Origin of the sequence: Corynebacterium wankanglinii (assembly GCF_013601005.1) — a bacterium.
In the GTDB taxonomy this organism is placed as follows: Bacteria; Actinomycetota; Actinomycetes; order Mycobacteriales; family Mycobacteriaceae; genus Corynebacterium; species Corynebacterium wankanglinii.
The window spans coordinates 60,151-81,717 of sequence record NZ_JABFED010000007.1; the positions used below are offsets into that span (position 1 = coordinate 60,151).

22 protein-coding genes are annotated in these 21,567 nt (G+C 65.9%); 4 read left to right on the plus strand and 18 right to left on the minus strand.

From position 1 onward, the window contains the following. Positions 1 to 133 precede the first annotated feature (133 nt). Together ispD and HMA55_RS09505 are read right to left on the minus strand one after the other, a co-directional pair. Positions 134 to 811 carry a 2-C-methyl-D-erythritol 4-phosphate cytidylyltransferase gene (gene ispD, locus HMA55_RS09500; RefSeq protein WP_235961920.1) on the minus strand — a complete coding sequence of 226 codons (678 nt, stop codon included), beginning with the start codon at positions 809 to 811 and terminating at the stop codon, positions 134 to 136. A 1-nt stretch (position 812) separates the two neighbouring features. Further along, positions 813 to 1,403: a CarD family transcriptional regulator gene (locus HMA55_RS09505; RefSeq protein ID WP_181192809.1), complete on the minus strand. Its 591-nt coding sequence runs from the start codon at positions 1,401 to 1,403 to the stop codon at positions 813 to 815. A 181-nt stretch (positions 1,404 to 1,584) separates the two neighbouring features. On the opposite strand from HMA55_RS09505, the gene HMA55_RS09510 reads away from it, so the two are divergent. Beyond that, on the plus strand, positions 1,585 to 2,124 hold the full coding sequence (locus HMA55_RS09510) for a hypothetical protein (protein WP_181192810.1): 540 nt from the start codon (positions 1,585 to 1,587) through the stop codon (positions 2,122 to 2,124). A gap of 89 nt (positions 2,125 to 2,213) precedes the next feature. Further along, entirely contained in the window at positions 2,214 to 3,569 is a 1,356-nt protein-coding gene (gene radA / locus HMA55_RS09515) for a DNA repair protein RadA (protein ID WP_181192811.1), read from the plus strand. Between the two features lie 4 nt (positions 3,570 to 3,573). Here the strand turns inward: radA and HMA55_RS09520 are convergent, their stop codons facing one another. Together HMA55_RS09520 and HMA55_RS09525 are read right to left on the minus strand one after the other, a co-directional pair. Further along, the gene (locus HMA55_RS09520) at positions 3,574 to 4,281 is read right to left on the minus strand and encodes a hypothetical protein (protein WP_181192812.1); all 708 of its coding nucleotides are present in this window, start codon (positions 4,279 to 4,281) and stop codon (positions 3,574 to 3,576) included. Between the two features lie 9 nt (positions 4,282 to 4,290). Next, a complete protein-coding gene (locus HMA55_RS09525; RefSeq protein WP_181192813.1) occupies positions 4,291 to 4,911 on the minus strand; it encodes a carbonic anhydrase in 621 nt (206 codons plus the stop codon). On the opposite strand from HMA55_RS09525, the gene HMA55_RS09530 reads away from it, so the two are divergent. Then, on the plus strand, positions 4,910 to 5,791 hold the full coding sequence (locus HMA55_RS09530) for an A/G-specific adenine glycosylase (protein WP_181192814.1): 882 nt from the start codon (positions 4,910 to 4,912) through the stop codon (positions 5,789 to 5,791). The genes HMA55_RS09525 and HMA55_RS09530 overlap by 2 nt on opposite strands. Here the strand turns inward: HMA55_RS09530 and HMA55_RS09535 are convergent. Beyond that, positions 5,770 to 5,940 carry a DUF4236 domain-containing protein gene (locus tag HMA55_RS09535; RefSeq protein WP_144242453.1) on the minus strand — a complete coding sequence of 57 codons (171 nt, stop codon included), beginning with the start codon at positions 5,938 to 5,940 and terminating at the stop codon, positions 5,770 to 5,772. The genes HMA55_RS09530 and HMA55_RS09535 overlap by 22 nt on opposite strands. 24 nt (positions 5,941 to 5,964) lie before the next feature. On the opposite strand from HMA55_RS09535, the gene HMA55_RS09540 reads away from it, so the two are divergent. Then, entirely contained in the window at positions 5,965 to 7,413 is a 1,449-nt protein-coding gene (locus HMA55_RS09540) for an alpha/beta fold hydrolase (RefSeq protein ID WP_181192815.1), read from the plus strand. Here HMA55_RS09540 and HMA55_RS09545 read toward each other — a convergent pair. The 13 genes from HMA55_RS09545 to folP all read right to left on the minus strand — a co-directional run bounded on the left by HMA55_RS09545 (position 7,374) and on the right by folP (position 21,564). After that, positions 7,374 to 10,103 carry an ATP-dependent Clp protease ATP-binding subunit gene (locus tag HMA55_RS09545; RefSeq protein WP_235961921.1) on the minus strand — a complete coding sequence of 910 codons (2,730 nt, stop codon included), beginning with the start codon at positions 10,101 to 10,103 and terminating at the stop codon, positions 7,374 to 7,376. The two genes, HMA55_RS09540 and HMA55_RS09545, sit on opposite strands and share 40 nt — an antisense overlap. 130 nt (positions 10,104 to 10,233) lie before the next feature. Continuing rightward, entirely contained in the window at positions 10,234 to 10,467 is a 234-nt protein-coding gene (locus HMA55_RS09550; protein WP_374680609.1) for a hypothetical protein, read from the minus strand. 62 nt (positions 10,468 to 10,529) lie between these two features. Beyond that, positions 10,530 to 12,221, minus strand: coding sequence for a phosphoenolpyruvate--protein phosphotransferase (gene ptsP / locus HMA55_RS09555; RefSeq protein ID WP_181192816.1), 1,692 nt, complete (start codon positions 12,219 to 12,221; stop codon positions 10,530 to 10,532). After that, positions 12,214 to 14,244, minus strand: coding sequence for a glucose PTS transporter subunit IIA (locus HMA55_RS09560; RefSeq protein WP_181192817.1), 2,031 nt, complete (start codon positions 14,242 to 14,244; stop codon positions 12,214 to 12,216). The genes ptsP and HMA55_RS09560 overlap by 8 nt, the downstream gene beginning before the upstream one ends. Before the next feature lie 84 nt (positions 14,245 to 14,328). Continuing rightward, complete coding sequence (lysS, locus tag HMA55_RS09565; RefSeq protein WP_181192818.1) at positions 14,329 to 15,840, minus strand: lysine--tRNA ligase; 1,512 nt, start codon at positions 15,838 to 15,840, stop codon at positions 14,329 to 14,331. Positions 15,841 to 15,856: 16 nt separating this feature from the next. Next, entirely contained in the window at positions 15,857 to 17,107 is a 1,251-nt protein-coding gene (locus tag HMA55_RS09570) for a protein kinase family protein (RefSeq protein ID WP_181192819.1), read from the minus strand. Positions 17,108 to 17,127: 20 nt separating this feature from the next. Then, complete coding sequence (locus HMA55_RS09575) at positions 17,128 to 17,919, minus strand: pantoate--beta-alanine ligase (RefSeq protein WP_181192820.1); 792 nt, start codon at positions 17,917 to 17,919, stop codon at positions 17,128 to 17,130. After that, on the minus strand, positions 17,920 to 18,621 hold the full coding sequence (locus HMA55_RS09580) for a 6PGD fold domain-containing protein (protein ID WP_181192821.1): 702 nt from the start codon (positions 18,619 to 18,621) through the stop codon (positions 17,920 to 17,922). After that, positions 18,622 to 19,422 (minus strand): DUF6779 domain-containing protein, encoded by an 801-nt coding sequence (locus HMA55_RS09585; protein WP_181192822.1) that lies wholly within the window; start codon positions 19,420 to 19,422, stop codon positions 18,622 to 18,624. Between the two features lie 10 nt (positions 19,423 to 19,432). Continuing rightward, on the minus strand, positions 19,433 to 19,900 hold the full coding sequence (locus tag HMA55_RS09590) for a DUF3180 domain-containing protein (RefSeq protein ID WP_181192823.1): 468 nt from the start codon (positions 19,898 to 19,900) through the stop codon (positions 19,433 to 19,435). Then, complete coding sequence (folK, locus tag HMA55_RS09595) at positions 19,897 to 20,355, minus strand: 2-amino-4-hydroxy-6-hydroxymethyldihydropteridine diphosphokinase (RefSeq protein WP_181192824.1); 459 nt, start codon at positions 20,353 to 20,355, stop codon at positions 19,897 to 19,899. The genes HMA55_RS09590 and folK overlap by 4 nt, the downstream gene beginning before the upstream one ends. A 2-nt stretch (positions 20,356 to 20,357) precedes the next feature. Next, a complete protein-coding gene (gene folB / locus HMA55_RS09600) occupies positions 20,358 to 20,729 on the minus strand; it encodes a dihydroneopterin aldolase (RefSeq protein ID WP_181192825.1) in 372 nt (123 codons plus the stop codon). Continuing rightward, on the minus strand, positions 20,722 to 21,564 hold the full coding sequence (gene folP, locus HMA55_RS09605; RefSeq protein ID WP_181192826.1) for a dihydropteroate synthase: 843 nt from the start codon (positions 21,562 to 21,564) through the stop codon (positions 20,722 to 20,724). The genes folB and folP overlap by 8 nt, the downstream gene beginning before the upstream one ends. Positions 21,565 to 21,567: the final 3 nt, after the last annotated feature.

The window sequence follows — 21,567 nt, forward strand, 5'->3', positions numbered from 1 at the left end:
GCAATCGAATATAGTTACGACACAAAGACACTGTCAAGGCTTTTTCTAAACTTTTTCCGCACCTTTTTTCGAATGTAAATTTGGGCAAACCTGCCCATCCATAGCTATAGCAGACGACCCCGACACAGGGGACCTAGAAAGAACCGACCACGCTTTCAGCGAGCTTGAGATCCAGCGGCGTGGTGATCTTGAACGCCATGGGATCCCCCTCCACGGCTATCACCGGCACCCCGAACCATTCCATCAGGGAGGCGTCGTCGGTGGCCACAAACGCAGGCTTTTCCGCCAGGTACCGCCGGTTCGCCTCTCGCAGTAGCCGCAGGTCGAACCCCTGCGGAGTCTGCGCGGCGCGCAACGCGGAGCGGTCCAAGGTCTCGTGAATCGCTGAACCATCAACCCGCTTAACGGTGTCCGCCACCGGCACCACGGGAACCACCGCCGGTGCTCCCCCAAGCACCGTGTCCACCACGCGGTGAACCATCTCGGGTGGGGTTAAGGCACGGGCGGCGTCGTGGACGACCACGCAGCCGTCGGTAAGCGAAATTGTGTTGAGCGCGGCGAGAATAGAGTCCGCGCGCTCAGCACCCCCATGGGCCAGCTCCACGTTGTAACGGGAGAGTATGTCCCGCGCCCGCGCTTCCATGTCGGGGCTCACCACCACAACCACCCTGTCTACGACAGCAGACATGGTCGCCACAGAGCGCTCCAACAGGGTGCGGCCGCCGAGTGAAACGTACGCCTTCGGCACCTGCGCGCCGAGACGGGTGCCTTTGCCAGCGGCGGCGATGACCGCAACTGATTCGCGGCGCAACTTAGTTGTCGTCGTCCTCGTCGTCGAAGGAGAGGTCGTCCAGATCCACCTCGTCATCGTCGTCGATCTGGCCCGGGTCCTCGGAGATTCCTGCCTTCACCTGCTCGTCGATGACGGCCTTGATTTCCTTGTCCATCTCCTCAACCTTGGCCTCGTCCACCGGTTCAGCCAGCGCGAGCTCGCCGACCAAGATCTGGCGGGCCTTGCCCAGCATGCGCTTCTCACCGGCGGAAAGGCCCTTGCCCTGATCGCGGCGCCACAGGTCGCGCACAACCTCGGCAACCTTATTGATGTCCCCGGACGCGAGGCGCTCCTGGTTTGCCTTGTAACGGCGGGACCAGTTGCCAGCCTCCTCCACGTCCGTCTCACGCAGCACCGAGAACACCTTTTGCAGGCCATCCTCGTTGACCACGTCGCGCACGCCAACCAGCTCGGAATTCTTCACCGGCACGCGCACTTCAAGGTCGGAATGGAGGATCTGCAGCACCAGGTAATCGAGCTTCTCCCCGCGCATCTCGCGCTGCTCGATGTCGGTGATGCGGGCCGCTCCGTGGTGCGGGTACACAACCACTTCTCCGACCTTGAATTCCATTGCGGCTCCTTGCGTCGATGGGCGAAGTTCAGACCTCAACACCCTACCACCGAGCATTTTGCTTATCGACGACCAAAGGTCCCCGCTCCTTATAGGGGGAGTAAGTGGGAAAACTTGCTGTGCAGACGCTAGAGTAAGGCGGAGAAAACCCTCGAATGAGTTGATTGATGGAGGACACCCCGTGAAGTCCCTGAAGCGCGCCGCTGTCGCCGCAGTCGCTGGCTGCGCAACCCTGGCCCTCGTCGGCTGCTCCGCCGGCCAGATCACCCAGACCTCGAACCAGGTCGCGGCCGTCGACGGCGCAAGCGGCTCCACCGAGGACGGTGCCCTCGCCGTGCGCGACGTGATGGTTGTGCTTGCAGAGGACGGCCAGGCTGCAGTGAAGTTCACCGCCACGAACCAGGACACCTCCATGAAGGACCACACCCTGCAGTCGGTGGACGTGGACGGCCAGAAGGCAACCCTTTCGAACACCGGCACGATCTCCTACAACTGCGCGCTGGTCGCCGATTCCAGGGACGGCCTGGAGCGCATGCCGCAGGACAAGAACGACAACTGCATCCAGTACACCGCCACCTCTGTGGCGAACGACGGCTTCGCGTACGGCGGCAACATCCCGGTCACCTTCAACTTCGACACCGGCTCCGTGGATGTTGTGGCGACGGTGTCCGCGCCGACGCTCGCTTCCGGTCAGGTTGAGCGTGAGGTCGGCGAGAAGTAGTCCTCGCCTCGTATCCGAAACCGCTGGTTTGACCAGCGGTTTTTTCGTGTTCGAATGCCGTGTCGGGGCGGTGTTATACGGTGTGGCGCATGGCGAAGAAACCACGCGTGATTCACACCTGCACCGAGTGCGGCTACTCCTCCCCCAAATGGCTGGGCCGCTGCCCGGAGTGCGGGTCTTGGGGCACCCTGCAAGAGGAGGCGCCCGTAGCCGCGGGGCCGGTGAAATCCTCGGCGCTGACTCCTGCAGCGCCCGCGAGCCCCATTACGAAGGTGGAGGCTGCCGCTACGAGGACGGTGAAATCTGGCATCGGGGAGCTAGACCGCGTCCTTGGCTCAGGTGTGGTGCCTGGATCCGTCGTGCTGATGGCGGGCGAGCCAGGAGTGGGTAAGTCCACGCTGTTGCTCGAAGTCGCGTCGCGCTGGGCTGCCCACGGGCGTAAGGCCCTCTACGTCACGGCGGAGGAGTCTGCGGGCCAGGTTCGCGCACGTGCCGAGCGCACGGATGCGCTCAAAGACACGCTCTACCTCGCCGCCGAGTCGAACCTGGATGTCGTGTTCGGCCACGTAGAGCAGCTCAAGCCCTCGCTGCTTATCGTGGATTCGGTGCAAACCATGCACGCGGCAGGCGTCGAGGGTGTCGCCGGTGGCGTGGCTCAGTCGCGGGCGGTGACCGCTGCGCTGACCACCCTGGCAAAGACCACGAACATCCCGGTCCTGCTGGTGGGCCACGTGACTAAGGACGGCAATGTTGCAGGGCCCCGCGTGCTGGAACACCTCGTGGATGTGGTGCTGAACTTTGAGGGTGACCGGCAGTCGTCGTTAAGGATGCTCCGCGGCATCAAAAACCGCTTCGGGGCGACGGATGAAGTCGGCTGTTTTGAGCAAACAGCTGGCGGAATCCGGGAGGTTCCCGACCCATCCGGGCTGTTCCTTTCCCACCGCGGGAAGACGCCGGACGGCTCCGCCGTGACGGTGGCGATGGACGGCGTACGCCCCATCCTCGCGGAGGTACAAGCGCTGACCGTCGATCCGGTAAATAAGAGCCCCCGGCGTGTAGTCACTGGCTTGGATTTCAACCGCGTGCCCATGGTGCTGGCGGTGCTGCAGGCGCGGTGCGGGGAACGCACAAACGACAAGGACGCGTACGTGGCCACGGTAGGCGGGGTGAAAATTACGGAAACCGCAACGGACCTTGCGGTGGCGCTCGCCACGTGGTCGAGCCTCCACGACACCCCCCTGCCCGAGAAAACCGTGGTGGTGGGCGAGGTCGGCCTCGCCGGCGAGATCCGCCGGGTGCCCAACCTCGGGCGGCGCCTGCAGGAAGCGGCACGTATGGGCTACACCAACGCGATCGTTCCGGCGGGCGAGGAGGTACATGTCAGCGGCATGACGGTTCACTCAATCTCCACACTGGGCGAAGCGCTGGCGCTGCTGCAGCGGTAGCGTTCTAGGTGATGTTGAACGGGCTGGCGTCCGAGGCATTCTCCCCGATCACCCCGTGGAGGAAGTAGGAACCAGGCTTTACCGTGGGGCGGTTCTCGCACTGCCCCGGCTGGGACGCGGTGCCGGACCAGCGAGCCTCCCAGCGACGCTTCTCCCCGGGAGCGAACTTCACGGAGCCGCCTGCCACTGGCGGGTAGCAGTCGGTGTCGGACCAGATGCGGTCGTTGGAGGCCATGTCGTAGACCTCGAAGCGTAGGAGGTTGTCGTCCAAGTCGATCGTGCACTCGGTGTCAGTGGGGTTCTGCACCTCCATATAGAACACCGGCTGCGTGCCCTCAGCGTACGAGGGTTGGTTGCTGGAGGCCTGGATGCGCAGGTCCTGGAGCTCGCAGGTTCCCTTCTTCACGGGTGCGGCTTCCGCGGTGCTGGAGGCCCCGGTTGCTTCGGTGACTCGCGTCGTCTCGGTGGCTGTGGTGGAAGTTTCGGTTTCACCGGAAAGCTGAACGGTCGGCTCCGTCGCCAAGGTGGTGGACGGCGTCTCGGTGACCTCGGCGGTGGTCTGCGGGGCTTCCTCGGTTGTGTCCGATTTGCCGCTGCGAGCGAACGCGGACAGCCCCCACACCAACAGCGCCACAACAACCAACAGGATGACGAGTGCCGCCACGCGACGGCGCATGTAGATCTCCGGAGGCAGTGGGCGCTGGTTCGACATGCCTATAACTTAATCGCCGAAGTTTTCGTAGGTGGTCTCGACACGGCCGTCCGACAAGCGGTAGCGCGCCCCGACCACGCCGATCTTCTTCTCCTCCAAACCGGCCACGACGGAGGGGATACGGGCTGCAAGGTGCTCTGCGCCGTTGCGGGCGTGCGCCTGCTCGATCTGCTCACCGCGCGTCCGTGCCTCGGCGACGGACGGGGCGATCTTTTCCACGAACAGCCGGGTCAGACCAGCCGGAATTTCGCCAGATTCCAAAGCGCCGACCGCCGCGCCCACAGCACCGCAGGTCTCGTGGGAAAGGAAAAGCACGAGGTCCACGCCAAGGCCTTCCACCGCAAACTCCACGGACGCGGCGACTGCGGAATCCACACAACCGCCGGCGGTTCGGATGACGAAGATGTCGCCGAAACCGGCGTCGAAGAGCAGCTCCACCGGCACACGCGAGTCCGAGCAACCCACCACGCACACAGCGGGGTTCTGTCCGGCGGTCAGCTGTTGCCGGGTTTCGGGGTCGCGGTGCGGGTCGGCGGTGTTGCCTGTGGCGAATCGCTCGTTGCCGGCTTTCAGCAGCTCCCACACCTCGCGGGGAGTGGCGGCGGTTTGGAGGTCGGTTGCGGTAGTCATGCCCACTATTGTTGCATGCATTGTGACCAACCTGCGCCCAGACAAGATCATCAATTGGTACCGCGCTAACGCCCGCGCCCTGCCGTGGCGGCGCGACGCCGTATCACCCTGGGGTGTGCTGCTCAGCGAGGTGATGAGCCACCAGACCCAGGTGGAGCGGGTGGCGCCGATCTGGCAGGAGTGGATGTATCGCTGGCCCACCCCAGCCGCCTTCGCCAACGCCGGCACCGACGAGATCCTGCGCGCCTGGGGCAGCCTTGGCTACCCGCGCAGGGCGCTCCGCCTAAAGGAATGCGCGCAGGTGATTGTGCGGGAATACGGTGGGGAGGTGCCGGAGGACGTCGATAAGCTTCTTGCGCTCCCTGGAATCGGGGACTACACCGCTCGAGCGGTGGCGTGCTTCGCGTACGGCAAGAACGTGCCGGTGGTGGATACGAACGTGCGACGCGTGGTCGCACGAGTGGAGCGCGGCGAGGCGCTTGGCAAGCCGGGGAAAAAAGAGATTGAGCAGGTCGCGGCGCTGCTGCCGGCGGAAAACGGCCCGGAGTTCTCAGTGGGGCTGATGGAGCTGGGCGCGCTCATATGCACCGCCCGCGCACCGAAGTGCGAGGCCTGCCCGCTCAGCGCAGAGTGCGCGTGGCTCGCCGCCGGCAGACCTGCGGCGCCAACGCAGGCGCGTTCCCAGAAGTTTGCCGGAACCGACCGGCAGGTGCGCGGCAAGATCATGCGCGTGCTGCGTGAGGCGCACGGACCCGTCGAGCAAGAGCGCATCGACGCCGTCTGGCACGACCAAACCCAACTCTCCCGAGCCCTGTTTTCGTTGCTCGACGACGGGCTCGCCGAGCAAGACGAGCACGGCTACTTCCACCTGCCGCGGTAGTGAAGGCCGCCCGGCAGCTTGACGTAGACGCCGCCGCGGGAGTTGAAAGTGACCGGCCCGATCTTCTTCGAGGCGGAGACGCCGGATTTGGAGTAATTGAGCCAGCTGTCGTCGCTGATCTTTTGGCGTTTGCGGTACTGAATTCCCATAGCGGGCAGCTTACACTGCTGTTTATGCGTAAAAGTTGGTGTCTTTTTGCTGTCCCAGTCCTGCTCAGCCCCTCGGCGCAAGCTGCGGATCTCAGCGCGGAGTCTCTGTCATCCCTTGCCTCCGTCGGCTCGTCCACCCTCGAGGTCATGGACGACGCGTCGTCCCTGTCCTCCATCCCGGAGATGTCCTCCACCGCACTGGGCGGCGCGGCTGGTCCGACAGCGGGCAAGCTCGAAGCGAAGAAGCGCGTCGCCGGATCAGACGGGAAGCGGATCCGCTACACCTCCGTGAACGAGCGCGGCGAGAAGGTGCCCGTCACCGGTGCTCTCTACGATCGCCCGTTTTCCAAGGGGCTGATCGCGCTCGCCCCCGGCACGCGGGGATTGGGCGACCAGTGCGCGCCCTCGGCGGCGTCGTCAATGCTGTCGTCCATCGAGCGCGACGGCACGGTCAACCTCAACTACGAGGCGCCGATGGTGCAGATGCTCAGGGACGCCGGCTACCGCGTCGTGGTCACGGACTATATGGGGTTGGGCACGGACGGTCTGCACACCTACTTGAACAGGGTGGATCAAGGCCACGCGCTTATCGACGCAGCTCGCGCCGTAGCCAAACCCGACGAGAAAATCGCTTTCTGGGGCTATTCCCAAGGTGGCGGCGCCGCTGCCGCAGCAGCGGAGCTGGTGGGCGACTATGCCCCAGAGCTCGACGTGGTGGGGACCTTTGCCGGCGCTCCCCCAGCAGACCCGCTCGGCGTACTGCAACAGGCTTCGGCACCCATGCTCACCGCGGTGGCCGGCTTCGCTGCCGCCAGCTACTCAGAAACCTATCCAGAGTTCCGCGACGCATTAGAGGAATATCTCACCGACGAGGGCAAAGTCTGGCTTGAGGGTTTGAAGGCCTCCTGCGTGGTGGATGCATCCATGCACTCCCCCAGGTCCTTCGACGACATCTTCATCGGCGGCAAATCCTTCGCGGAGATCGCGGAGGCCGACGAGCGCCTTGGCAAGTACCTCGAGCTGAACAAGCTGGGCAAAGTGAAACCGAACGCACCGATCATGGTGCTCACCAACCTGGACGATGATCTGGTGCCCGAGCCACAGGCAACCCAGCTCGCCACCGACTACTGCGCCATCGGCGCGCAGGTGGAGTACCGCCGCGTAGTGGTGCCCGGTTCCCCGACGCAGCCACTGTCATCCGGCCGCAGAGAACTCACCCCGCGCGCCCCCGGCTCCGGCCACGCGCTACCGCTGGTGCTGCAGACAGGCAATGTTGCGGACTGGATGTCCGACCGCTTCAAGGGCAAGCCCATGAAACAGGTGTGCCCCTCCGACCACCCCGAATATCAGGTGGTGGAGGGGCTCAACGCCGTGGAGATCACCGGCATCGTGTTCTCCCTGCTTGGCGCACTCGGCGCCCTGGCGTGGTGGGTTTACACCGGCTCGGGCCCGTTGCCCTCGTTGCCGTTCTGATCCTGGACGTCGTTGTCCTCTCGCTCGTCCGGGAACTCAGAGGCCTCTGACTCCGGCTCGGTGCGCTCCGGTTCGATATCGCGCACCTCTTCCTCCGGCTCCACGTCGAATGCCTCTGCCGGCAGCGGGCGTGGGCGCGGGGTGAAGGTGAACTTCGCGTCCGGGGCGGCCTTGCCGCGGTCCTTGCGTGCGGCTTCGATGTCGCCGTCCCAGCCCTCTACGTCCACCGTGATGATCTCGCCTGCGCCGATCTCGCCGAAGAGGATCTTCTCGGACAGCACGTCCTCGATCTCACGCTGAATCGTGCGGCGCAGCGGACGTGCGCCCAAGACCGGGTCGAAGCCGCGGACCGCGAGCAGGTTCTTCGCGTTCTCGGTGAGCTCGATGCCCATGTCCTGCGCAGTCAAGTTCTTGTCCACGCGGCCGATAAGCAGGTCCACCATCTGGACAATCTCATCCTGGCTGAGCTGCTTGAACACCACGATCTCGTCGATGCGGTTCAAGAACTCCGGGCGGAAGTGCTTCTTCAGCTCGTCGTGGACCTTGCCCTTCATGCGTTCGTACTGCGCCTCGGAGTCCGTGGCGGTGTCGCCGCTGAAGCCCAGACCGACCGGCTTGGAGATGTCGGAGGTGCCCAGGTTGGACGTGAAGATCAGCACCGTGTTCTTGAAGTCAACGTTGCGGCCCTGGCCGTCGGTGACGTGGCCTTCTTCGAGCACCTGGAGCAGGGTGTTGTAGATCTCCTTGTGCGCCTTCTCAATCTCGTCGAAGAGCACCACGCTAAACGGCTTGCGGCGCACCTTCTCGGTGAGCTGGCCGCCTTCCTCGTAGCCAACGTATCCCGGAGGGGCACCGAAAAGGCGGGAGGCGGTGAAGCGGTCGTGGAACTCGCCCATGTCGACCTGGATCAGCGAGTCGTCGTCCCCGAAGAGGAACTCCGCCAGCGCCTTGGACAGTTCCGTCTTACCCACACCGGACGGGCCGGCGAAGATGAAGGAGCCGGACGGGCGGTTCGGGTCCTTCAGGCCAGCACGGGTGCGGCGGATGGAGCGGGACACAGCCTTGACAGCCTCGTCCTGGCCGATGATGCGCTTGTGCAGCTCGTCTTCCATATTGAGGAGGCGGGAGGACTCGGACTCGGTGAGTTTGAACACCGGGATACCGGTCCAGTTGGCCAGCACGTCCGCGATCTGGTCTTCACCGACCTCGGCGATGTCCTCCAGGTCGTCGGAGCGCCACTTCTTCTCTTTGGCGGAGCGCTCCTCCCCGAGCTTGCGCTCGGTGTCACGCAGGCCGGCGGCCTTCTCAAAGTCCTGGGCGTCTATCGCCGCTTCCTTTTCCTTGCGTACCTCGGCGATGCGGTCGTCCACCTCGCGCAGGTCCTCCGGGGCGGTCATGCGCTTGATGCGCATGCGTGCACCGGCCTCGTCGAGGAGGTCCACAGCCTTGTCCGGCAGGAAACGGTCATTGATGTAGCGGTCCGACAGGGTCGCGGCCGCCTTCAAAGCGTCATCGGTGTAGGAGACGCGGTGGTGCGCCTCGTAGCGGTCGCGCAGGCCCTTGAGGATCTGGACGGTGTCTTCCACGGACGGCTCGTCCACCTGCACCGGCTGGAAGCGGCGCTCCAGCGCGGCGTCCTTCTCAATGTGCTTGCGGTACTCATCCAGCGTGGTCGCGCCGATAGTCTGCAGCTCGCCGCGGGCCAGCTTCGGCTTCAGCAGCGAGGCTGCGTCGATGGCGCCTTCAGCGGCACCTGCGCCAACGAGGGTGTGGATCTCGTCGATGAACAGGATGATGTCGCCGCGCTGGTTGATCTCCTTGAGCACCTTCTTCAGGCGCTCCTCAAAGTCACCGCGGTAACGGGAGCCTGCCACCAGGGAGCCGAGGTCGAGGGAGTAGACCTGCTTGTCCTTCAGGGTCTCCGGCACCTTACCGTTGGCGATGTCGAGCGCAAGCCCCTCCACAACAGCGGTTTTACCAACACCCGGCTCGCCGATGAGCACCGGGTTGTTCTTGGTGCGGCGCGACAGCACCTGCATAACGCGCTCGATTTCCTTGTCGCGGCCGACAACCGGATCGAGCTTGCCTTCTTTCGCAGCCGCGGTGAGGTTGCGGCCGAACTGGTCCAAAACCAGAGAATTGGAGCGCTCGCCACCCTGCGGGCCAGCACCGCCACGGGCGGCGCCAGCACCTGCACCTGCGAAGCCCGGCTGGCCCTGCTGCAGCGCCTCCGGGTTCTGGCCCTCGCCGCCCTCGTAGCCAGAGAGCAGCTGGATCACCTGCTGGCGCACACGCGGTAGGTCGGCGCCGAGCTTGATCAGCACCTGCGCCGCCACGCCGTCGCCCTCGCGGATGAGGCCGAGGAGCAGAAACTCGGTGCCGATGTACTTGTGGCCCATCTGCAGGCCCTCGCGCAGGGACAGCTCGAGAACCTTCTTCGCGCGCGGGGTGAACGGAATGTGGCCGGTCACAGGCTGGGAGCCGTGGCCGATAATGTCGATGACCTCGCGGCGCACGTCGTCGAGGTTAATGCCCATGGACTCGAGAGCCTTGGCGGCGACGCCCTCGCCCTCCTTGATCAGGCCGAGCAAGATGTGCTCGGTGCCCATGTAATTGTGGTTGAGCTCGCGCGCCTCCTCCTGTGCAAGGACGATGACGCGTCGGGCCCGGTCGGTAAACCGCTCGAACATGTGGCTGACCCCTTCTTTCCTAAATCAGTTGTCCCCCACCATAACGCCGGGGTCCGACATCACTTCCCCGGTTACGAGGTTTCGTACCGAATGGACGTCGATAAGCGCAGGTAACCGCCCGTGTTCACCCTTAGCGAACGGGCTTGAAGTAGGTGTTTTCGTGCAGCTTGCACCCCGGATTGAAGGGGTGGCGGCAGGCGGGGCAGGACGCGCCGTATTCGGCGTAGGTCATCATGTGCCCGCACACGCCGCACATCACAGAGCGCAGTTGCCTATCGACGGGCTCGAACCTGTGGTCCGCGAGCGCTTCGTGGCACAGCGCGCACGCCCACAGCTTCCCGCATGCGCCGCACGTGTTGGCCACGACGTCGCGCTCCGAGTGCCAGTGGGCACAACGCCCGTGCTTATCGACGTCGATTCCGTGGATCAGAGCAGATCCTTCAACACCGGATCGGCGAGGTTGAACACGGCCTCGCGGGCACCCGCAGCGGTGCGGGCGTCGACGGCGAAGTTGGCCATCTGGCGGCAGGTGTCGAAGTCGTGCAGGCGCAGTGCCGCACGCACCGCACGTACCTTGCCAGGCGCCATGGACAGCGACTTCACACCCAGGCCAACCAGCACGAGGGCCATGAGCGGGTCGCCGCCCGCCTCGCCGCACACGCCGATCGACTTGCCTGTGGCCTCCCCGCCCCGGCACGTCTCGCGGATCATGGACGGCACGGCAGGCTGCCACGGGGACAGCAGCTCGGCGAGCTCACCCTGCATGCGATCCGCGGCCATCGTGTACTGGGACAGGTCGTTGGTGCCAATGGAGGCGAAGTCCACCTCCTCCAGCACCTGACGGGCGCGGATCGCAGCGGCGGGGGTCTCCACCATCACACCAACCTTGGCCAGGCCAGCGGCGCGGGCGCGCTCGGCGAACCAGTTCGCCTCCTCCACGGTGGCGACCATCGGAGCCATGACCCACAGTTCCGCGTCCGGTACCGCTTGGCCTGCGGCTGCTAGCGCCTCCAGCTGGTCGGTCAGCAGATCCTCGCGCGCCTGGGAAAGCCGCAGGCCGCGGCGGCCCAGCGCGGGGTTTTCTTCTTCCCCGAGGTCCGCGAACGACAGCGGCTTGTCCGCGCCCGCGTCCAGGGTGCGCACCACCACGCGGCGGTCGCCGAAAGCGCGCAGGGCTCTGGTGTAGGTTTCGGCCTGTTCTTCCACGCTCGGTGCGGCCTCGCGGTCCAGGAAGAGGAACTCGGAGCGGAACAGGCCGGAGCCCTCGAGGTCCAGCTTCGCCGCCTTCTCCGCGTCCTCGGCGGTGCCGATGTTGGCCAGCAGCTTCACTTTGTGCCCGTCGCGGGTTGCGCCCTCGCCCGAAGATCCGGCCAGGGCGGCCGCACGGCGGCGGGAACGCTCCTCTAATTCCGCTACATCGGATTCGTTGGGGGAGACGATGACTTCGCCCACGCCGCCGTCGAGGGCGACCGAAGGGGCGTCGATAATCGCTTCGGCAATACCTTTGACCTGCACCGCGCACGGGATGCCCAGCTGCGCGGCCAGGATGGCGGTGTGGGAGGTCGCGCCGCCGGCCTCGGTGATGATGCCCAGCACCAGGTTCTGGTCCAGTGTTGCGGTCTCAGCCGGCGCAAGGTCGTGCGCGACCAGGACGGACGGCTCCGCCATATCCGGGATTCCCGGCTCCGGCAAGCCGCGCAGGCGGGCGGTGGCACGGTCGCGGATGTCGTACAGGTCGGTGACCCGCTCGGCCATATACCCGCCGAGCTTGCGCAGCTTGGCGGCGTAGACCTCCACCGCGTCGTGGATGGCCTTCGTGGCGCCGGCGCCCTTCTTCAGCTCCTTGTCCACGCCACGGATCAAGCCTTTGTCGTTTGCCAACGCCGCCGTCGCCTCCAACACGGCCTTGGAGGCGTCGGAATTCGCGTGCTCGGCGCGTGCGGAAAGCGACGCTGAGACGTCTTGCAGCACACCGCGGATGCGCTCGCCGTCTGCCTCCGGGTCGACGGAGGCCGGTTCGTGTTCGTCGATGCCCACGGCGGGCGTGACCACGGCGACGGGGCCGGACGCGGTGCCGGCGGAGACGCCGATGCCGTGCAGGACAGTGCGGTTAGACATGTTCTTCCACCTTCGGAACGACCTCGAGGACAGGATCCCCGGCGACGACGGTGCCGTCCGCCACGTCGTTGACGCCGCCGAGCTTCTTCGCATTCACCACTGTAGTGATCACGGTGGTGTCCACGCCGTTTTCTGCGATAGCGGCGAAGTCCACCTCCGCCAGCGGGTCGCCGGCAGCGACGATCTGCTTCTTCTCCACCAGCGGGGTGAAGCCCTCGCCGGCGAGCTTCACGGTGTCGATGCCGATGTGCACGAGCAGCTCCACGCCGTCGTCCGTCTTGATGCCGTAGGCGTGGCCCGTCTTAGCCACCGAGATCACCTTGCCGGCCGCGGGTGCGACCACGGTGAGGGTCTCGTTCGCAGGCGTAATACCGACTGCCTGACCGAGCGCGCCGGACGCGAAGGCTGCATCATTCAGCGCCTCCATCGCCACGACCTCGCCCGCGATCGGGGCTACCACATTGCTTTGCGACGCCTGCTCCGCCGCAACCTGCGCCGGAGCGACCTCTTCAGCCTCCTCGGTTTCGTCGTTGCGGGCAGCAGCCGCGCGGGCCAGGGCCTCGGCCTTCTCCTCCGGGGTGCGGTAATCCGTGATGAGGATGATGAAGAAGGCGGTGAAGAAAGCCACGGCGATGGCGACCATGTACACCCACATCGGGTCGAACACGAACATGGTCGGAATGGAGGTAAACACGAACGCGTCCGTCTTCACACCGCCGTACGGGTTGCCCAGGATGGCGATGGTCAAGCCGCCTGCGAAGCAGCCCACGAGCATGCGCGGGTAGATCCTCTTGTAGCGCAGGTGGATGCCGTAGAGCGACGGCTCGGAAATGCCGCCGAGCAGGCCCGCCGCCAGGGCGGAGCCGGAGGTCTGGCGCATCAGCGGGTCGTGGTCGCGGATGGACAGAGCCAGCACCGCGGCGGTGGCGCCGAAGCAGGCGAAGTTCCATGCACCCATCGGGCCCTGGATGAAGTCGTAGCCGAGCGTGTCAATGTTGACCAGCATGAGCGCGTTGAGCGGCCAGTGCAGGCCCAGCGGCACCAGGAACGGGTAGAGCATCGGGATCAGGAGCGCGAAGACGAACGGGGCGTTGCCGTTCATCCACGCCAGGCCGGTGCCGATCCAGGCGCCGAGTAGGTAGCCGAACGGGCCGATCAAAAACGCGGTCACCGGGATCATGACCAGCAGCGTCAAAAACGGCACGAAAACCATGTGCACCGCGGACGGGATGATCTTTTGCAGGCCCTTGTAGAGCAACGCAGCGACCGCGGCCATGATCAGGGGCACGAACACGTTGCCGTTGTAGGCGTTATGGATCATCGGCAGCCCAAAGACGTCGACCACGTTGGTCGGCTCGCCGAAGATGTCCACCACGCGGGCGTCCGGGTGCTCCTCCAGCGTGGTGAAGTCAGGGGTGAACAGCGCCAACATGACCGCGGCCGGCACCCACGGGTCGATGTCCAGCTTCTTGCCCGCGTTGTAAGCCACCGCGACCGGCAGGAAGAAGAACACGGAGCTCCACATCGCGTCCACGAACTGCCAGCCCGGGGTCTTCACCTCTGCGCGGAAGTCCACAATGCCGAACGCGTCCAGGAATGCGGCGAAAGCGATGATCAGCGACGCGCCGAGCAGCACACCCAAAATGGGGCGGAAGGAGTCGGAGAGGTACTCGAAGAACGCGTCCAGCCACGGGACCTTGCCCTTGGCCTTGTCGCGCTGCTGGGCCTTCAGGTCCTCGTTGGACACGTCGCGGCCGGCCATCTCCGGCAGGCGGTTCATTGCGTTGTACACCGTGGCCACGTCGCCGCCGACGATGACCTGGTAGTGGCTTCCGCCCTGCGGGACGGCGCCCATCACCTTCGGGTTCGCCTCGAGGCGGTCCTTGTCCGCCAGTGAGGTGTCGTTTAGCTCGAAGCGAAGACGCGTCGCGCAGTGCGTCATGGACGCGATATTGTCCGCCCCGCCGATGCCGGCGAGGATATCGGCAGCCTGGTCCTCCAGGCTTGCCTTGGTGGTTGCCATGGTGGCGCTCCTTCCAATCACAAAAGATTGATCGCACCAAACTTTAGTTGGTTATAACCACCAGCTCCAAGCGGAGCGCTCCAGCTACGCCTCCGGCTTGACCATCGGGAACAGCACGGTCTCGCGGATGCCCAGGCCGGTCAGGGCCATGAGCAGGCGATCTACACCCATGCCGGTGCCGGCTGTCGGCGGCATACCCTGCTCCATGGCGGCCAGGAAGTCCTCGTCGAGCACCATGGCCTCGTCGTCGCCGTGGGCGGCCAGGCGGGCCTGGTCCTCGAAGCGCTCGCGCTGGATGACCGGGTCCACCAGCTCGGAGTAGCCCGTGGCCAGCTCGAAGCCGCGCACGTACAGGTCCCACTTCTCGGTCACGCCGGGCTTGTCGCGGTGGTCGCGGGTGAGCGGCGAGGTCTCCACCGGGAAGTTGACCACGAAGGTCGGCTCGTAGAGCTGGTCGGAGCACAGCTCCTCCCAGATCTCCTCCACCAGCTTGCCGTGCAGCCAGCCGGCGTTTTCCGGCACCTTCAAGCCGATGGCGGCGGCGATGCCCTTCAGCGTGTCCACGTCCGTGTCAATGGTGACCTCAGGTTGGCCCGGGAACTTGCGCTGCAGCGCCTCGTTGAGCGAGGGGTACATCTCCAAGACCTGCCACTCCCCACCGAAGTCGTACTCCGTGCCGTCCGCGAGCGTGACCTTCTGGGAGCCGAAGACCTCTTCCGCGCAGAACTGCACTAGGCCCTTGATGGTGGCGGCGCCGTCCTTGTAGGTGCCCCACGCCTGGTAGGTCTCCAGCATGGTGAATTCCGGGGAGTGGGAAGAGTCCACGCCCTCGTTGCGGAAGTTCCTGTTGATCTCGAAGACGCGCTCGATGCCGCCAACGACGGCGCGCTTGAGGTACAGCTCAGGGGCAATGCGCAGGTACAAGTCGATGTCGAGCGCGTTTGAGCGGGTGACGAACGGGCGGGCTGCCGCACCGCCGTGCAGCGTCTGCAGCATCGGCGTCTCAATCTCCACGAAGTCCAGGCCCGTCAGGTACTTACGCACAGCCGCGATGACCTTGATGCGGGTCATGGCATTCGTGCGGGCGTCCTCGCGCATGATGAGATCGGTGTAGCGGCGGCGCACCCGCTGCTCCTCGTTCATGTCCGCGAACGCCACCGGCAGCGGGTTCAGGGCCTTGGAGGCCATGTGCCAAGACGTGGCCATCACGGACAGCTCGCCGCGCTTAGACGCGATGACCCGGCCACGCACAGAGACGATGTCGCCGAGGTCGGTGTCCGCCTTCCACTGCGCCAGAGCCTCCTCACCCACCTCTGCGAGGGAGAGCATGACCTGCAGCTGGGTTCCGTCGCCCTCCTGCAGGGTGGCAAAGCAGAGTTTGCCGGTGTTGCGCTGGAACATGATGCGTCCAGCGACGGCGACCACATCCTGTGTTTCGTCCCCGGGCTCAAGCGTGCCGTCGTACTTCGCACGCAGGTCCTTCAGAGACGTGGTGCGGTCGACCTCAACGGGGTAGGCGTCCCGCCCTTCGTCGATAAGCCTCTGCCTCTTCTCCCGGCGGATCTGCTGCTGCTCTGAAAAGTCCTGCGTAGTCACGGCGAATAATCGTAGCTTATTCGCAGACGGGGAGGTCTAGGCGCTGGTTCTCCGCGTCGTCGCCATTAACGATGAAGAGGTACTCAGGCTTGTCTTGAGGCGTCATCACAAACGCCGGCGGGGTGGCGTCCGGCAGTTCGTAGGAGTAGATGGTGCACTCCCCAGACCCCAGAACAACGGCCTCGCTCGGATCCGGCACCGCATCGTCGCGGTCCGCTTGGGTGGCGTACTGGGCCACAGACACACCGAGACTCTCGTTCGCGCAGCGGATCTTGCCCACCTGGTCGACGTCGGCGGAACCGGACTCGCACGTGAGGTCTTTCCAACCCTTCAGTCCGGCGCGCTCGGAGACAACCTTCGGGTACGCCTCCGCAATCTGCGCCTCGGCGCCAGTCCACTCCTCGCCGCGGTGGGTGCTCCAGTACCAGAGTGCGCCCAGGGCGATCAGCAGTAGTGCGAGAATGGCAATGATCCACGGCCAGGGTGTGCTCTTCTTCGGCTCTTCCGGGCGCGCGTAGCTGCCGTCCGCGCCGTACGCGTAGGGCTCCGGCGGCTTGCGGTACCCGTCCTGCGGGCGCGGTGCCACCGAGTCGTCGGGGCGCTCAATGTCCACCTGCTCCGCCGGCGCGGTCTCCAACACACCGGCGCAGGTGCGGGCGCCGTCACGCGGCTGCTCCCCCGTCATCAGCGCCACCACGTTTGCGAACTTCTCAACGTTGGCGCGCGCCGCCTCCTCGTCGCTGCCCGCCGGGTCCGTGCTCGGCCCCACCAGGGTGAGCTTGACCGGCGTGCTGGACCACTGCGGCTGCACCAAGAGGCGCTCGGGGGTGATGGAGCGGGCGACGAAGCCGGACAGGCCCTTGAGGTCGTAATCGTCGATCGCCTCTGCAACAGGTGCGAGCAGGTCGCGCACCTCTTGGGCCGTGAACGTCGCACCCTTTTCCGCGATGAGATCTGAAAGCGGCGTACCAGTGGGGGCCTCACGCAGGACGAACAGCTTTCCGTCCTCGGTGGTGCCGACGCTGCGCGGCTGGAACGCGCCCGGGTGGGCCGCAAGTGCCAGGCGGGAGTTCAGGGTGTTGACTTCCTCGCCGACCGCGGAATCGACGGGAGTGCCGAAAACCTCCACCTCCACGCCGTGCCCCGTGTCGTCGGTGGCGGTGTAGAGGGTGGACGTCTCGGTACTCCCGGTCTGCTCAACCTGCTCAGGCGTGAAGGTGAACCCGAAGCGGTCGGCGAGCATTCCGGCGATAGTGGCGTTGGACATGCGCGAAAGTCTACCGGGTGTCAAGCCTCGACGTGTTTGAAGCCGACCCCCAGCGGCAACCCCACGTTGTCCGTCAGGTGCACACCCCCAAGATCCACGGCACCAAGCAAACGGGCGTCGCCTTCCTCGGGCGCCTCACGCATGGCTAGATCCCGCAGCTCCAGGTACGCCGGCTCCACTCCAGCCGCCTCAAGCACCCCGCGGGCGGTTTCCAGAACCCGCGCCTTCCCGTGCTCCGCGGCGTGCGCCCCGGCGGTCAACGCGGCCGAAAGCGCGAGCGCAGCGTCCCGCTTATCGACGGCTACGCGCGCATTCCTGTTCGACAGCGCCAACCCGTCGGGTGTGCGCACCGTGGGCACGCTGTGGAGCTTGCACTCGACGCGCAGTCCGGACACCGCGTACTGGGTGGCCACCAGCACCTCGAAGTCCTTTTCCCCGAGGACCACGTCAGTGGCGTGGGTAGCGTTAATGGTGGCCAGGATGCGCGCCACCTCGCGCTGCGTGTCTTCCGGGTTCTCCAGCGGTTCCACGCCGGAATCCACGCGCACCGACGTGGCGAGCGCGCCGTGGAAGACTACGTCGACCTTTTCCTCCGCAAAGACCTCCGGCACGTCCTTTCCGGAGTAGGTCACCACCACGTAAGAGCCAAGAAGCGACTTCGCCGCGCGGATCAGCTCCACGTGCCCGCCGTGGATCGCATCCCCCAGCGGCACGACGACCACAGATTTGCCGATCTTGCGGAATGCGCGGCCGTAGGTGGCAAGCAACTTCTCGTCGGTGACCACCACAGCTTGGCCTGGTTCAAACGCCATTTATCCTCCCTCGTACTTATGTATCGCCCACAGCTCCGTGTCGGTGTCGCCGTCAACTTCACCACGCCGGCGCACCAGGTCCACAAACAAACGCTTGGCGCCCGGGTCCGGCACCGCCGCGACGAGCCGCTCCAGGTGCTCCGGGTCGTGGGCGCTGCGCTGGCCGTGCGGGGCGCTCAGGAACTGTTGCACAACCGCCTCGAAATCCGGCACGGCGTGCGTGAGCAGCTCCATCGCGTCGTCGCGCACCACCGACTCCATGGCGCGCAGCTCCTGTGCTGCGGCGATCAGCGGCCGGGCTTGGTCGTTGATGCGCAGGCTCACCCCGCCAATTTCCGTGATGAGCAACCCCACAACCGTCTCCCCCAGCTCGTCCGCGGCAGAGGTCACCCACACGTTGTCGAACAAGTTATGCGCGCACATCGTGATGGCATGTGAGGTCTCCACCTCGTCCAGCAGCTGCTGGCCCTCGTCCAGCGCCGTATGCAAGAACATCTGGCGCGGGCGGGCGTAGTCCGCCACGAGTTCGGAGGCGGTGCGGATGTCGGCCAACGGGCCGTCGAGAAGCACGAGGTCCACATGCGCGACCGCACCGGGATCCTCGCGCACGTCCAGCGGGCGGACGGTGTGCCCGGCGCGCTCGAACTGCTCCGCCAGCGGCGACGGGCCGAACACCGCGCCTACGAGCAGGCGTGGCGGCATCTACTTCCCCTGGCGCGCGAGCAGCTCAGCGACGGACAGCGCGCCGTCACCGCGCTCGTCGCGGCGGCGGCGTCCCGTGCGCTGCTCGGTCTGCGGTTCCGGCACCGGTTCGGGTTTCGGTTCCGGCTTCGCCTTTTCCGCTTCGCGCTCGTTGATCAAGTCGGACAGCGGGTTGCGCGCCGGGCGGGAGGACGGCTGGGTGCCGATGCGGCCGGCGATCGCGTCGGAGCTCGGCGCGCCGGTGGGGCGGGACGTGCCGGTGGGGCGCACGCGGCTAATCACCACTGTGTCGTCCGTGGACGGTCTCGGGGACGGTTGCGGCTCTGGCTTTGGCTCGGGTTTGGGCTCTGGCTTCGGTTCCGGTTTCGGCGTCGGCTCGAGCTCGCTGATCCGGCGGGCGGAAGCGCGCACGGCGGCAGGCTCGTATTCGAAGACGCGGCCGTTAAGCTCCTCCAACTGGGTGCGCAGCGCCTGGATCTGATCCTGCAGTTCCCGCAACGCCTCCACGTCAACCGGCTGGGCCGCAGGTTTGGCCGCCAGCGCTTCCTGGTGGCGCTCCTCCTGCTCGTGCATCCGCTTCTCCGCGGCCGCGGCCTCCGACGCAGCCGCATCGCGGTCGCGGCGCACTTTAGCGTTGACCAGGATGCCAGCTGCACCAGCCCAGAGGGCGAAGATCAGGGCGACCTTCAACGCGTTGGCGGAGTTGGTAAACAGCATGACCACGGTGCCGATCACAGCGACCACGAACGGCACGATGACCCACAGGCTCGTGCGGTCTGGGGACGCATTCTGGGCACTCATGCCCATCACTCTAGCTAACGCCCTGCCCCTCGTTGGGCGGCGACACCTCGCACATTTTCTCCAGCACGATGCCCGCCACGCACAGCGCGAGCCCTCCCAGCGACCCGGCGACCAGCGGCGGAACATCCCCCGGTGCTGCGGCCAGCACTTTGAGTTTGGTCAGCACGTAGCTCAGCGTGCCTGCGTACACCCCACCAGACACAGCCCCCGCCCACGCGCAGGCCTTGCCAAAGACCATAAAGTTGGCCGCCTGCATGGGGTTGAGCTGGCTGCGGTCCAAGCCCACCTTGCCCTCCTGCCTGCGCTTGCGCACCACCCACGCCAGCCAGCCCGCGATCGCCGCCATCACCCACAGCGACAGCGGCACCACCATGTCCAGTGACTCCAGCAGGCCGTAGAACCGCCGCACCAGAATCACCGCCGCGGCCGCGAAGAACCCGGCGACAGCAATCAAGCCTTCGTACGGCGTGCGTTTCATAGCTTGCGCACCCCCTGGTCGCCGAGGCCGTCGAGGAGCTCGCTTATCCGCACTCCGTCGAGCACCGCCTCCGGATCCACCTCAAGCCAGGGCGCGAGCACGAACTGGCGCAGGTGCGCGCGGGGGTGCGGCACGGTCAGCTCCGGGTCATCGGAGGTGTAGCCCTCTATCCAAACTATGTCCACGTCCAGGGTGCGCGGTCCCCACCGCTCCTCGCGCACGCGGTTTGCACGCTGCTCCAGCTCCTGGCAGCAGGCGAGAAGCTCACGCGGTGAATTTTCTACCTCCACGAGCAGACTCTGGTTGAGAAAGTCCGGCTGGTCCGTCTTGCCCCACGGCGCCGTGGCGTAGAGGGAGCTCGCAGCGACGATCTCGCCCGCGAATTCGTCCACCACCGACTGCAAATGCGCGCGCGCATCCCCCATGTTCGACCCAGACGACAGCACCGCGCGCATGACTACATCCGCTTCCGCGAGCGCCGCGCAACCACCGCGACGTCCTCGAACACGGCCGGAATGGGCGCGTGCGGCTTGTGCAACGTCACCTCGATAGCGTGCAGCGCGTCGTAGTCCCGCATCGCTGTCTCGGCGATCTCTACCACCACGGTCTCGATCAGTTGCCGCGGCGTGCCGGTCGCGATGCGCAGCGCTGTGTCGGCGAGCTCGGCGTAGTTGACGGTCTGCGTCAAATCGTCGTCGCGCGCCGCGTCGGCAAATTCCAGCCAGCACGTGATGTCCAGCGAAAATGTCTGGCCGAATTCCGCTTCGTGTTCGAGCACGCCGTGGTTGGCGTGGAACTGCAGGCCCGTGAGTTCAATGCGGTCAGCCATGTCGCCACCTCGCTGCCACGTCCACCGCGTCGCGCGAGACCGCCACCTCGTGCACCCGCACACACCAGGCACCAGCCTGGGCAGCAAGCGCGGTGACGGCTGCGGTGGCGGGATCGGCGTCGAGAGGCGAATGCTCGAGGCCCCTGTCGGCGCGGATCTCCACCAGGAAGCGCTTGCGGGAGGCGCCGACGAGGATGGGGAATTCGCCGCCGACGAAGTCCGGCAGCGCATGGAGCAGCGCCCAGTTGTCCGCGGCCGTCTTTGCAAAACCGAGGCCGGGATCCAGGGTGATCTGGCTCTGCTGGACGCCAGCCGCCGTCGCCTTATCGACGAGCTCCGCAAGCACCTCGCGCACATCTCTCACCACGTCCCCGCCATGGTCCGCCGCGCCGGACGCGTTGACGAAGGCGTCCGCGCGCCAGTGCATGAGGCACACGGGCAGGCCGGTGTCGGCCATCACGCGGTACATGTTGTCATCCGCTAACCCGCCCGAGACGTCGTTGATCAGGTCCACGCCCTCTTCCGCGGCGGCCAAGGCGGTGGAGGAGCGCATGGTGTCGACGGACGTGCGGATGCCGTCGGCATGCAACGCCCGAATCACGGGGCGGATGCGCTCGGCCTCCACCTCCGCCGGGACGCGGGTGGCGCCGGGGCGGGTGGATTCCGCGCCGACGTCGATAATGTCCGCGCCGAGGCGGACGAGTTCGTGCGCGTGGGCGATGGCGTCGTCCGCGGCGAGCCACTTGCCCCCGTCTGAAAACGAGTCCTGCGTGACGTTGACAATGCCCATCACAGTGGTGCGTCCGGGCGCGGTCAGGTCGGCAACGGTGGTCATGGC

Excerpts from the sequence above, each read along its gene's own strand:
- HMA55_RS09505 (WP_181192809.1), bottom strand. The coding sequence starts at position 1,403 with ATGGAATTCAAGGTCGGAGAAGTGGTTGTGTACCCGCACCACGGAGCG.
- radA (WP_181192811.1), top strand. The coding sequence starts at position 2,214 with ATGGCGAAGAAACCACGCGTGATTCACACCTGCACCGAGTGCGGCTAC.
- HMA55_RS09520 (WP_181192812.1), bottom strand. The coding sequence starts at position 4,281 with ATGTCGAACCAGCGCCCACTGCCTCCGGAGATCTACATGCGCCGTCGC.
- HMA55_RS09530 (WP_181192814.1), top strand. The coding sequence starts at position 4,910 with ATGCCCACTATTGTTGCATGCATTGTGACCAACCTGCGCCCAGACAAG.
- HMA55_RS09525 (WP_181192813.1), bottom strand. The coding sequence starts at position 4,911 with ATGACTACCGCAACCGACCTCCAAACCGCCGCCACTCCCCGCGAGGTG.
- HMA55_RS09535 (WP_144242453.1), bottom strand. The coding sequence starts at position 5,940 with ATGGGAATTCAGTACCGCAAACGCCAAAAGATCAGCGACGACAGCTGG.
- HMA55_RS09540 (WP_181192815.1), top strand. The coding sequence starts at position 5,965 with ATGCGTAAAAGTTGGTGTCTTTTTGCTGTCCCAGTCCTGCTCAGCCCC.
- HMA55_RS09545 (WP_235961921.1), bottom strand. The coding sequence starts at position 10,103 with ATGTTCGAGCGGTTTACCGACCGGGCCCGACGCGTCATCGTCCTTGCA.
- ptsP (WP_181192816.1), bottom strand. The coding sequence starts at position 12,221 with ATGTCTAACCGCACTGTCCTGCACGGCATCGGCGTCTCCGCCGGCACC.
- HMA55_RS09560 (WP_181192817.1), bottom strand. The coding sequence starts at position 14,244 with ATGGCAACCACCAAGGCAAGCCTGGAGGACCAGGCTGCCGATATCCTC.
- HMA55_RS09570 (WP_181192819.1), bottom strand. The coding sequence starts at position 17,107 with ATGTCCAACGCCACTATCGCCGGAATGCTCGCCGACCGCTTCGGGTTC.
- HMA55_RS09575 (WP_181192820.1), bottom strand. The coding sequence starts at position 17,919 with ATGGCGTTTGAACCAGGCCAAGCTGTGGTGGTCACCGACGAGAAGTTG.
- HMA55_RS09580 (WP_181192821.1), bottom strand. The coding sequence starts at position 18,621 with ATGCCGCCACGCCTGCTCGTAGGCGCGGTGTTCGGCCCGTCGCCGCTG.
- HMA55_RS09585 (WP_181192822.1), bottom strand. The coding sequence starts at position 19,422 with ATGAGTGCCCAGAATGCGTCCCCAGACCGCACGAGCCTGTGGGTCATC.
- HMA55_RS09590 (WP_181192823.1), bottom strand. The coding sequence starts at position 19,900 with ATGAAACGCACGCCGTACGAAGGCTTGATTGCTGTCGCCGGGTTCTTC.
- folK (WP_181192824.1), bottom strand. The coding sequence starts at position 20,355 with ATGCGCGCGGTGCTGTCGTCTGGGTCGAACATGGGGGATGCGCGCGCG.
- folB (WP_181192825.1), bottom strand. The coding sequence starts at position 20,729 with ATGGCTGACCGCATTGAACTCACGGGCCTGCAGTTCCACGCCAACCAC.
- folP (WP_181192826.1), bottom strand. The coding sequence starts at position 21,564 with ATGACCACCGTTGCCGACCTGACCGCGCCCGGACGCACCACTGTGATG.